Origin of the sequence: Pseudomonas sp. DCB_BI (assembly GCF_026240995.1) — a bacterium.
Classification (GTDB): domain Bacteria; phylum Pseudomonadota; class Gammaproteobacteria; order Pseudomonadales; family Pseudomonadaceae; genus Aquipseudomonas.
Genome location: NZ_JAPFCG010000012.1, coordinates 179388 through 189846, shown reverse-complemented (window position 1 = coordinate 189846; position 10459 = coordinate 179388). Strand labels below are relative to the sequence as shown.

Annotated in this window: 9 protein-coding genes; all 9 read right to left on the bottom strand. The window is 60.1% G+C overall.

From position 1 onward, the window contains the following. Window positions 1-528: 528 nt before the first annotated feature. The 9 genes from msrQ to mrcB all read right to left on the bottom strand — a co-directional run bounded on the left by msrQ (window position 529) and on the right by mrcB (window position 10406). The gene (gene msrQ / locus OO258_RS15220; protein ID WP_266031313.1) at window positions 529-1140 is read right to left on the bottom strand and encodes a protein-methionine-sulfoxide reductase heme-binding subunit MsrQ; all 612 of its coding nucleotides are present in this window, start codon (window positions 1138-1140) and stop codon (window positions 529-531) included. Then, window positions 1140-2153: a protein-methionine-sulfoxide reductase catalytic subunit MsrP gene (gene msrP, locus OO258_RS15215; RefSeq protein ID WP_266031312.1), complete on the bottom strand. Its 1014-nt coding sequence runs from the start codon at window positions 2151-2153 to the stop codon at window positions 1140-1142. The genes msrQ and msrP overlap by 1 nt, the downstream gene beginning before the upstream one ends. Window positions 2154-2232: 79 nt before the next feature. After that, window positions 2233-3084: a CDP-diacylglycerol--serine O-phosphatidyltransferase gene (pssA, locus tag OO258_RS15210; protein ID WP_201199954.1), complete on the bottom strand. Its 852-nt coding sequence runs from the start codon at window positions 3082-3084 to the stop codon at window positions 2233-2235. A gap of 150 nt (window positions 3085-3234) precedes the next feature. Then, window positions 3235-4251 carry a ketol-acid reductoisomerase gene (ilvC, locus tag OO258_RS15205; RefSeq protein ID WP_056795202.1) on the bottom strand — a complete coding sequence of 339 codons (1017 nt, stop codon included), beginning with the start codon at window positions 4249-4251 and terminating at the stop codon, window positions 3235-3237. A gap of 56 nt (window positions 4252-4307) precedes the next feature. Next, complete coding sequence (gene ilvN, locus OO258_RS15200; protein ID WP_003250040.1) at window positions 4308-4799, bottom strand: acetolactate synthase small subunit; 492 nt, start codon at window positions 4797-4799, stop codon at window positions 4308-4310. 1 nt (window position 4800) lies between these two features. Continuing rightward, window positions 4801-6525: an acetolactate synthase 3 large subunit gene (locus tag OO258_RS15195; RefSeq protein ID WP_110746234.1), complete on the bottom strand. Its 1725-nt coding sequence runs from the start codon at window positions 6523-6525 to the stop codon at window positions 4801-4803. Window positions 6526-6933: 408 nt separating this feature from the next. Next, a complete protein-coding gene (locus OO258_RS15190) occupies window positions 6934-7266 on the bottom strand; it encodes a YqcC family protein (RefSeq protein ID WP_110746225.1) in 333 nt (110 codons plus the stop codon). Continuing rightward, window positions 7266-8069 carry a tetratricopeptide repeat protein gene (locus OO258_RS15185; RefSeq protein WP_110746223.1) on the bottom strand — a complete coding sequence of 268 codons (804 nt, stop codon included), beginning with the start codon at window positions 8067-8069 and terminating at the stop codon, window positions 7266-7268. Before OO258_RS15185 ends, OO258_RS15190 begins: the two co-directional genes overlap by 1 nt. A 15-nt stretch (window positions 8070-8084) precedes the next feature. Next, entirely contained in the window at window positions 8085-10406 is a 2322-nt protein-coding gene (mrcB, locus tag OO258_RS15180) for a penicillin-binding protein 1B (protein ID WP_266031306.1), read from the bottom strand. Window positions 10407-10459: the final 53 nt, after the last annotated feature.

Below are 10459 nucleotides of genomic sequence, written 5' to 3'. Positions count from 1 at the left end.
AAAGAGCGTTTGGTTAAGAGCTTTTCGTCTCAACCGAGGCGCGCATTCTACGCTTTCCTCATTTGCTGTCAAGCGTTTATTTTGAAGTTTTTTGCGAGAAACTCGTTTAGCTTCAAACACTTGACTCACTGCGATCTCTCGTAGCGGGAGGCGAATCATACAGCACTTGAAAGCGCTGTCAACCATCATCTCAACCGCCGGCGATCATTAGATCGTAGCCCTTACAGCACCTTCTGAATCGCCTAACTCATTGAATCTCAAGGAGTTTGTCGTTCCGTTGTCGCTGGAAGTGGGGCGCATTATAAGGGGATTCGAAAGGCCGTCAACCTTTAATTTCATTTATTTGAAATATTCCAGGGGGAAGACCGTATCAAGGCTACCAGGTGGTCGCCACAACACATTCAGCGCCTGTGAGACCGAGCGCCGCCCGCGCGGCGCTCGATCTTACAGACGCCAGAGAAACAAAGGCGGGCACCCTCTACAGCCATTGCTATCTCAAGACAGGACCTTGGCAGCCCCACCCCAGTCTCAAACCGCCCTACCCTGCTTCCTGGCAGCCCTGGGAAGAGCCCGCGTTACAGCAGGTATCCGCAATACCATCAACACAACCCCAATAGACGCATAGATCGCCCATTCCCGAAGGTCCGAACGCACGATCCACAGGAAATGCAGCAAGCCCAACCCAAGCACTGCATACACCAACCTGTGCAGCTTCTTCCACCGCGCACCCAGCCGCCGTTGGCTGTAACGGTTCGAGGTGACCGCCAACACCAGCAAACCCAGGAACCCCAGCGCCCCCACAATAATGTAGGGGCGCTTGCGCAGCTCCACCGCCAACTGCCCCCAATCCAACCCTAGAATGAAAAACAGATAAGCCAGAATGTGCAGCACTATATAGGCGAACACCCATAACCCCAGCTGCCGGCGAACCACGATCCAGCCAGACCAACCCGTCAGCTTCTGCAGCGGCGTCATGCTCAAGGTCACCAACAGGAAGGTAAGCGCCCCAAGCCCAAGGCGATCCATCACGATCTTCCCGGGATCAGGCCCCAGCAAGTTCATCGCCGCTTCATATAGCCACCACGCCGGGAACAGGCAGCCCACAATGAAGATGGCCAGGCGAAACCAGGGATAACGCATCAATAGTTCTTCCGCAGATCAAGCCCCGTATACAGCGACGCCACTTCATCGGCGTAGCCATTGAACATCTGTGTTTCCCGCACATTCGGACTGAACAACCCGCTTGGCAAGCGCCGCTCGCGCGCCTGGCTCCAGCGTGGGTGGTCGACGGTCGGGTTCACGTTGGCATAGAAGCCATACTCATCCGGCGCCAGGCCTTCCCAGGTAGTACCAGGCTGCTCGGCCACCAGACTGATGCGCACGATCGACTTGATGCTCTTGAAGCCGTACTTCCATGGCACCACCAAGCGCAGCGGCGCGCCATTCTGATTGGGCAGTTCCCGGCCATACATACCCACAGCAAGAATAGCCAACGGATGCATCGCCTCATCCAGACGCAGCCCTTCTCTATAAGGCCAATCGATCAGAGCAAACCCAGAGCGTTGCCCTGGCATATGTTCGGGGTCTTTCAAGGTTTCGAAACGCACATATCGCGCCTTGGCAGTCGGCTCGACCTGCTTGAGCACGTGTGCCAAGGGAAACCCTAGCCACGGAATGACCATCGACCACGCTTCGACGCAACGCAACCGATAGATACGCTCTTCAAGCTGATAAGGTTTGACGAAGTCTTCAAGCGCATAGCGCCCAGGCTTGCCTACTTCACCGTCCACAACAATCGACCACGGCTCGGTTTTCAGGCTGTCGCCATTGGCAGCCGGGTCGCCCTTGTCGGGCCCAAACTCATAGAAGTTGTTGTAATGAGTGGCATCCTTGAACGGCGTGATCGCCTCGCCCTTCACTGTTACTGCCTGCCACTGGGTGGCTGCCAGCTTTTCGCTGAACCAGCCAGGCGCCTTGCCAGCCTCGACATCGGCATAACGGCTGGCTTCGGCCGCATGCCCGACACCGGGCAAAGCGCCCAGAGCCAGACCGGCGAACGAACCACCCAGCAGGGTACGACGGGAAAGATAGACGCCTTCGGGGGTGATCTCCGATGCCTTGCACTCGGAGGATCTGGGAAGCTTGATGAGCATGGGCGGCTCCACAGCACTGGATAACGGATGTACCAGTATGACTATGGAGCCGGAAGGTTATTCCAGCGTTAAGCGATTTTCACGCTTTGCGCCGGCGCGCCTTGAGCAGGAACTGGATCGGCCCCGATGCGGCGTAGGCAAGGAAGATCAGCAACAGGATGCGCGGCGGGTCGCTGAACACCACGGCAAACACCAGCACCACGGCCAGGATCGCCACGAACGGCACGCGGCCTTTCAGGTCCAGCTCCTTGAAGCTGTTGTACTTGATGTTGCTGACCATCAGCATGCCAGCAGCAGCTACCAGCAGCGCGACCAGGAACGACAGCTTGGAACCCTGGATACCGTAGTCGCTGAACGCCCAGACGGTACCTGCCACCACACCCGCGGCAGCCGGGCTGGCCAGGCCGATGAAGTAGCGCTTGTCGGCGGTGCCGACCTGGGTATTGAAGCGTGCCAGGCGCAAGGCCGCACCGGCTACATAGATGAAGGCGACCATCCAGCCGACCTTGCCCATGTCGCCCAGCGCCCAGCCGAAGGCCAGCAAGGCCGGGGCCACGCCGAAGGCGACCATGTCCGACAGCGAGTCGTACTCGGCACCGAACGCGCTCTGGGTGTTCGTCATACGCGCGACGCGGCCGTCCAGGCCATCGAGCACCATGGCCACAAAGATGGCGATCGCGGCAAAGGCGAAGTACTTGCTCGCCTCGCGCGGGTCACCGGCACTCAGGGCGCTCTGCGCGCTCATGGAGCTGATGATGGAATAAAAGCCGGCAAACAGGTTGGCGGTGGTAAACAGGTTGGGCAGCAGGTAAATGCCGCGATGGCGCACCTTGCGGCCTTCAGCGTCATGCCCTTCTTCAACGTGCTCATCAATAGGTAGCAGGCTTTCGGCGTCGGAGGGCTTGTTCGGCTCTTCGGGACGTTCGCTCATGGAGGGTACCTTGCAACAGGATGGAAAATGTTCGACACGGGCCCGCGAAACAGGTTCTAACGGCAGGCCACTGGTCTGCTTTATACCAGAAGCTGGCTGCCAGAACGAAAAAACGCGGCCGAAGCCGCGTTTTTCATGTTGCGATACTACTTAGTTCTTGGCTTTGTCGACGATCTTGTTCGCCGAGATCCAAGGCATCATCGAGCGCAGTTGCTCACCGATGATCTCGATGCCGTGCGAAGCGTTGTTACGACGCTTGGCGGTCATCGATGGGTAGTTGGTAGCACCTTCGGAGATGAACATCTTCGCGTACTCGCCGTCCTGGATGCGCTTCAGAGCGTTGCGCATGGCCTTGCGGGATTCTTCGTTGATGACTTCCGGACCGGTGACGTACTCACCGTACTCGGCGTTGTTGGAGATCGAGTAGTTCATGTTGGCGATACCGCCTTCGTACATGAGGTCAACGATCAGCTTCAGCTCGTGCAGGCACTCGAAGTAGGCCATTTCCGGCGCGTAGCCAGCTTCAACCAGGGTCTCGAAACCGGCTTTGACCAGCTCGACGGTACCGCCGCACAGAACGGCCTGCTCACCGAACAGGTCGGTTTCGGTCTCGTCCTTGAAGGTAGTTTCGATGATGCCGGTACGGCCGCCACCCACGCCAGCAGCGTAGGACAGCGCAACGTTCTTGGCGTTGCCCGAAGCGTCCTGGTAGATGGCGATCAGGTCAGGGATGCCGCCGCCTTTGACGAACTCGGAGCGAACGGTGTGGCCCGGGGCTTTCGGCGCGATCATGATCACGTCGAGGTCGGCACGCGGAACAACCTGGTTGTAGTGGATCGAGAAGCCGTGGGAGAAGGCCAGGGTAGCGCCCTTCTTGATGTTCGGCTCGATTTCGTTCTTGTACAGCGCGCCCTGGAACTCGTCCGGGGTCAGGATCATCACCAGGTCAGCCGCAGCGACAGCGGTAGCAACATCGGCAACTTTCAGGCCGTGGGCTTCAGCCTTGGCAACGGTAGCCGAACCTTTACGCAGACCGACGGTAACGTCTACACCGGAGTCTTTCAGGTTGCACGCTTGAGCGTGGCCCTGGGAGCCGTAACCGATGATGGCGACTTTCTTGCCCTGGATGATGGAAAGGTCGCAGTCTTTATCGTAGAAAACTTTCATGAAAATACCCCTGGTTATATCTCGGCCCCCTGCGGAGCCATCGCTAATTTTTGAATTTAGATGCTGAGCACTTTGTCGCCACGGGCAATGCCGGTAACGCCGCTGCGCACGGTTTCGAGAATCGATGCAGTGCCGATCGCCTGGATGAAGCTGTCCAGTTTGTCGCTGGTGCCGCTCAGCTGTACGGTGTACACGCTGGCGGTAACATCGACGATCTGGCCACGGAAGATATCCGTGGTGCGCTTGATCTCGGCGCGCTGGGCACCGGTGGCCTTGACCTTGACCAGCATCAGTTCACGCTCGATGTGAGCGCTTTCCGACAGGTCGACAAGCTTGACCACTTCGACCAGCTTGTTCAGGTTCTTGGTGATCTGTTCGATCACTTCATCATGGCCAACGGTGGTCAGCGTCAGACGCGACAGGGTCGGGTCTTCGGTCGGCGCCACAGTCAGGCTTTCAATGTTGTAGTTGCGCTGGGAGAACAGGCCGACCACACGGGACAGAGCACCGGGTTCGTTTTCCAGCAGCAGGGAAATGATATGCCGCATATCAGGTACGCTCCGTCTTGCTCAGCCACATGTCACGCATCGAGCCATCCTTGATCTGCATCGGATAGACGTGCTCACTGCGGTCAACCGCGATGTCGATGAATACCAAGCGGTCTTTCATCGCAAACGCTTCTTCCAGCTTCGGCTTGAGGTCCTTCAGGCTGGTGATGCGGATACCCACATGGCCATAGGCCTCCGCCAGCTTGATGAAGTCAGGCAACGACTCGACGTACGAGTGCGAGTGACGACCGTTGTAGGCCATGTCCTGCCACTGGCGGACCATACCCAACACACCGTTGTTGAGGTTGACGATCTTCACCGGCAGGCCGTACTGCATGCAGGTGGACAGCTCCTGGATGTTCATCTGGATGCTGCCTTCGCCAGTCACACAGGCCACGTCCTGGTCCGGGAAGTTGAGCTTGACGCCCATCGCCGCCGGGAAGCCGAAGCCCATGGTGCCCAGGCCACCGGAGTTGATCCAGCGGTTCGGCTTGTTGAAGCGGTAGTACTGCGCCGCGAACATCTGGTGCTGGCCGACGTCGGAGGTGACGAAGGCATCGCCATTGGTCACTTCGCACAGGGTCTCGATGACTTTCTGCGGTTTGATGACGTTGCCGTCGCCCTTGTCGTAAGGGAACAGTTCGCCATTGCCGCGCCATTCGTCGATCTGCTTCCACCAGGCATCCAGCGCCGCCTTGTCAGGCTGCTCGCCGATTTCCTTGAGAATGCCGAGCATTTCGCTGAGCACGCTGTCGACCGGGCCGACGATCGGCACGTCGGCCTTGATCATCTTGGAGATCGACGCGGGGTCGATGTCGACGTGGATGATCTTGGCGTTCGGGCAGAACTTGGCCGGGCCGTTGACCACACGGTCGTCAAAGCGCGCACCGACGGCGAAGATCACGTCGGCATTGTGCATGGCCATGTTGGCGGTGTAGCTGCCATGCATGCCGAGCATGCCAACGAACTGGCGATCGGTACCCGGGAAGCAACCCAGCCCCATCAGGGTGTTGGTGACGGGCAGGTTCAGCGACTTGGCGATTTCGGTCAGGGCTTCGGAGCCACCGCCGAGGATCACACCACCACCGGCATAAACGATCGGGCGCTTGGCAGCCAGAAGCATCTCGGCAGCTTTGCGGATCTGGCCGGAGTGGCCACGGACCGCTGGGCTGTAGGAGCGCAGCTTGACCTTTTTCGGGTAGACGTATTCGAACTTCTCAGCCGGGTTGGTCATGTCTTTTGGAATGTCGACCACGACTGGACCTGGGCGACCGGATTGCGCCAGGTAGAAAGCTTTTTTCAGAACTTCAGGGATCTCGGTGGGGTTCTTGATCATGAAGCTGTGCTTCACGATCGGCCGCGAGATACCGATCATGTCGGTTTCCTGGAAGGCATCGGTACCTACCATGGTGCTAGGCACCTGGCCGGACAGGATGACCATCGGAATCGAGTCCATGTAGGCAGTGGCAATGCCGGTAATGGCATTGGTCGCGCCTGGGCCGGAGGTTACCAGCACCACACCGGCCTTGCCGGTGGCGCGGGCGTAGCCGTCCGCCATATGGGTTGCCGCCTGCTCGTGACGAACCAGGATGTGTTCCACTTCCGGTTCTTTGAACAGGGCGTCGTAAACATGCAGGAGAGCACCACCAGGGTACCCGTAGATGTGCTTAACGCCTTCGTCACGCAAGAAGCGGACGACCATCTCAGCGCCAGATAAAAGCTCCACGTTGTTCACCTCTAAAACGCCAGAATACCGCCCTCACTAGGCGGGTCTTAATAGGTTTACTGCCAAGCAGAGCATGAGCGAACGTCAGCACTGACTGAGCAAGTATTGGGAGCACCCCTGAGTGTTGCGGGGTTTTCCCACCCAGCGCGAGGTAACGCGTTGCGGGGTGTAACAGGTCGGCGCGGGTGTGCGCCTCATGATCTGCCTAGCGGGTCTGCTTCTGGCAGTCCCTCTAAAGCGGAAGTTGGATTCTTGTGATTCGGCGCCAACAAGTCAAGAAAAATTATTGCCAATTTTTCCCCAAGATGAATTCCCGCCACCACTAAAAATCGCTTCAGCAGCAGAATTAATAAGATTTCCATAAAAAAGGGCCACAATCTGCGGCCCTTGAAGGAAAAACTGAAGAAATCAGGCGGAAGGAGCGATCAATTGGTCAAAAGCTGCCAACAGGCGGCGTAGCTCACGACTTTGCTCCGGCCGGTCGGCAAACACCGTTTCAGCCATGACCAGGATGCTGGAGGCGTTGGGCAGCGGCTGACCGAGTTCGATGATGATCTTCATGCGCTGCAGGAAGATCCATTGCAGCCATTGCTCGAACCGCAGGGTATCAACGGCGAACGGAATGGTACTGGCCAGCGCTTCGTCGCTTGGCGGCTCGGCATCCCACCAGCCTTGCACCTGCAACTCACGCTCGATCAGCAGCAGGTGGTCGGCAATATCAAGAATACGTTGCTCGATCATCACGAATTGACCCGCGCCTTTTGGCGGGCCAGTGCGGCGCCAGCGCTGTCACCCTGCTTTTCGCGGGCCTGGGCGATGGTATTCCACAGCTCGGCCTGCAGGCTCGGGCGACCGTTGGCATACGTCAGCGCACGGCGCGCCAGCTGCTCGGCCTGCGGCGCATCCCCTTGCGACAGGCGCACCTGGGCCAGGCGGTACAGCACCTGCGGTTCGCGCGGAGCGATACGCTGGGCACGCTCCAGGCTGGAAGCGGCACCGTTGAAGTCACCGCTGCCCTGCTGGGTTTGCGCGGTGGTCAGCAGTGCCAGCACCGGGCCGTCGAGTTGCTCATCAGCCGACAGCCCCCCGGCAGCAGTGCCACTGCGCGGAATACCGGTTGGCGCGCTGCTGCTTGGCGAAGAGCCATTCATCGCGGCGATGTCGAACGGTTCATCGGAAACGGGGTTCGGGTCGGTGGTCATCGGCGCCGAAGTTGCCGGGCCCGGGGTAATCGGGCCTGGAGTGATCGGCGACGTACTGATCGGTGCCGCGCCATTGGCTGCCGGGAAGGTCTGGATGCCTGCAGCGCCAGCGCCCTGCGGAATCATCACGGTGACACCGGAATCTTCTGGCAGGGACTGCGCCTGGGCGGTGCCGTTATTCATGCCGGCGACTGGGGCACGGGCCTGGACACGCTCGCTATTGGACACGCGGGTGCTCGAATCGACCACCGGAATATTGCCGCGCGGGACGCTGGAGCACCCCTGGAGCACAGCCAGCGCCGTCACGGCAGGAAACAGCCACTTGTTCACTTCACACCTCATCAATGCAGCCTGTGCTTAATTCATCCAGCCCTTGACCCAGTCCATGACCGATTCGGCTGGATTCTGCTCGCCGCCACAGGTGGCGCCGGCGGGCGGTTCACTGCCGCGAATATACGGCATCTGCACCGCTCCCGGACAGCTACCGTCAGACCCATGGCCACTGTAGGGGTCGATCCAGGCCTGCACCACGTTGTCCGGCTGCGGCATGTCCAGCGGCAGCGGGTCGGCTTTCTTCATGAAGCTGGTCCACACCTGCAAGGCACCGGTGGCACCGGTAAACGGCGTCTTGCCGTTATCGTCACGGCCCATCCACACCACCGCCAGCAGGTCCTGGCTGAAGCCGGAGAACCAGCTGTCGCGGGAGTCGTTACTGGTGCCGGTCTTACCCGCCAAGGTCAGCGAGCGCGGCAAAGTGTTGTACACCGAGCGCCCGGTACCCTCGCGCATCACCCGCTGCATGGCGTTCTGCACCAGGTAGATGGCGCCCGGGTCGAAGGTTTGCTGGATCTGGAACGGGTAGCGCTTGAGCGGCTCGCCTTCGGCAGTCAGGACGCTGCGAATACCGCGCATTGGCGTATTGAAGCCGCCATTGGCGATGGTCTGGTACATGGTCGCGACCTGCATCGGCGACATGCCGCCGGCGCCCAGCAGCATGGCCGGGAAGGCTGGCCAGTCGACATTCACCCCCAGCCGGCCGATGGTCTTGATGACGTTAGGCACGCCCACTTCCAGGCCGATCTTGGCGGTCGACAGGTTGTAGGAGTTGGCCAGCCCTTGGTACAGGTAGATGGTGCCATGCGGGCGGCGGTCATAGTTTTGCGGGCGCCACACCTGGCCATCGCCACCTTTGACCGAGAACGGCTCATCCTGCACCCAGCTGGTCAGGGTGTACTTGCTCGGCTGCTCCAGCGCGGTCAAATACACGGCCGGCTTGACCAGCGAGCCAATCGGCCGCGACGCGTCGATGGCCCGGTTGAAGCCTGCAAAGCCCGCCTGGCGGCTACCGATCAGCGCCTGAACCTCGCCGGTTTCCGGGTTGGTCACGACCATTGCCGATTCCACCTCGTCAGCGCCCTTGCGACCTGCCAGGCGCTTGAAGGTCTCGCTCATCGAGGTTTCGGCCTTCATCTGCAGGATCGGGTCGAAGCTGGTGAAGATGCGCAGGCCTTCTTCGGTCAAGTCCTCATCGCGGTAGTCCTGGCGCAGCTGACGCTTGACCAGGTCGAGGAAGGCCGGGAACGAACTGTCGGCCAGGCTGCCGCGCTTGGTCACGCCCAGCGGCATCTTCTTCGCCGCATCGACTTCGGCCTGGCTGGCCACACCCTGCTCGGCCACCAGGTCGAGTACCAGGTTGCGGCGCGCCAGGGCGCGATCAGGGTAACGCCGAGGGTTGTAGTAGGACGGGCCTTTGACCATGCCCACCAGCAGGGCGATCTGGTGCAGTTTCAGCTCCGATAGTGGCTGGCTGAAGAAGAACTGGCTGGCCAGGCCGAAACCGTGCACGGCACGCTGGCCGTCCTGACCGACGAACACCTCGTTGAGGTAGGCCTCAAGGATTTCGCGCTTGTCGTAATGCAGCTCGAGCAGCATCGCCATCATGGCCTCGGTCAGCTTGCGGCTGAGGCTGCGCTCGCTGCTGAGGTAGAAGTTCTTCACCAACTGCTGGGTGAGGGTACTGCCGCCCTGGCGCATCGAGCCCGATGAGGTGTTGACCCACATGGCGCGGGCGATGGACTTGGGCGACACGCCGTGGTGGCTGTAGAAGTCACGGTCTTCCGTGGCCACCAGGGTTTCGAGCAGGTACTTGGGCACCTGGTCGATCTTGATCAGAATGCGGTCTTCAAGGTTTTTCGGGTAAATGCCGCCGATCATCAGCGGCTCCAGGCGCACCACGTCGAGCGCCTTGCCGTTGGCCCCGGAAAGGCCGGCCACGTAATCGCCAGAGAACCGCACTCGCACGAACTGCGCCGGTTCCATGCCCTCGTAGAACTGGAAGCCACGGGTATTGAGGTCGACGGTATTGCCGTTGATCGATGCAGCACCCGGGCCGTTGGCCGCGCTTTCGCGGCGGTAACCGAGCGCATCGAGTTCGGTGAGGAAGTCGTTCTTGCTCAGCTTCTGGCCGGTGAACAGCTCCAGCGGCCGGGCATACACCTTGGCGGGGATGGTCCAGCGCTTGCCGGAGAACTTCTCCTGCACGACAGCATCAAGGTAAACCGCGAAGCCGGCAACGATCACCAAGCCTACCAGGCTGAGCTTCAAAGCCCAGCCCAGCCAGGCGCGGGAGCGGCCGGTCGGGCGTTTCTGAGGAGTACGGGAATTTCGGGTTCGGGTCATGGCGGCGGATTATACGCACTTTATAAAGGCTGGGCAGACGGCCCGGCGGTAGG

Bases quoted from the DNA above. Each gene is read 5' to 3' on its own strand.
- msrQ (WP_266031313.1), bottom strand. From the start codon at position 1,140: ATGCGTTATCCCTGGTTTCGCCTGGCCATCTTCATTGTGGGCTGCCTG.
- msrP (WP_266031312.1), bottom strand. From the start codon at position 2,153: ATGCTCATCAAGCTTCCCAGATCCTCCGAGTGCAAGGCATCGGAGATC.
- pssA (WP_201199954.1), bottom strand. From the start codon at position 3,084: ATGAGCGAACGTCCCGAAGAGCCGAACAAGCCCTCCGACGCCGAAAGC.
- ilvC (WP_056795202.1), bottom strand. From the start codon at position 4,251: ATGAAAGTTTTCTACGATAAAGACTGCGACCTTTCCATCATCCAGGGC.
- ilvN (WP_003250040.1), bottom strand. From the start codon at position 4,799: ATGCGGCATATCATTTCCCTGCTGCTGGAAAACGAACCCGGTGCTCTG.
- OO258_RS15190 (WP_110746225.1), bottom strand. From the start codon at position 7,266: ATGATCGAGCAACGTATTCTTGATATTGCCGACCACCTGCTGCTGATC.
- OO258_RS15185 (WP_110746223.1), bottom strand. From the start codon at position 8,069: ATGAGGTGTGAAGTGAACAAGTGGCTGTTTCCTGCCGTGACGGCGCTG.
- mrcB (WP_266031306.1), bottom strand. From the start codon at position 10,406: ATGACCCGAACCCGAAATTCCCGTACTCCTCAGAAACGCCCGACCGGC.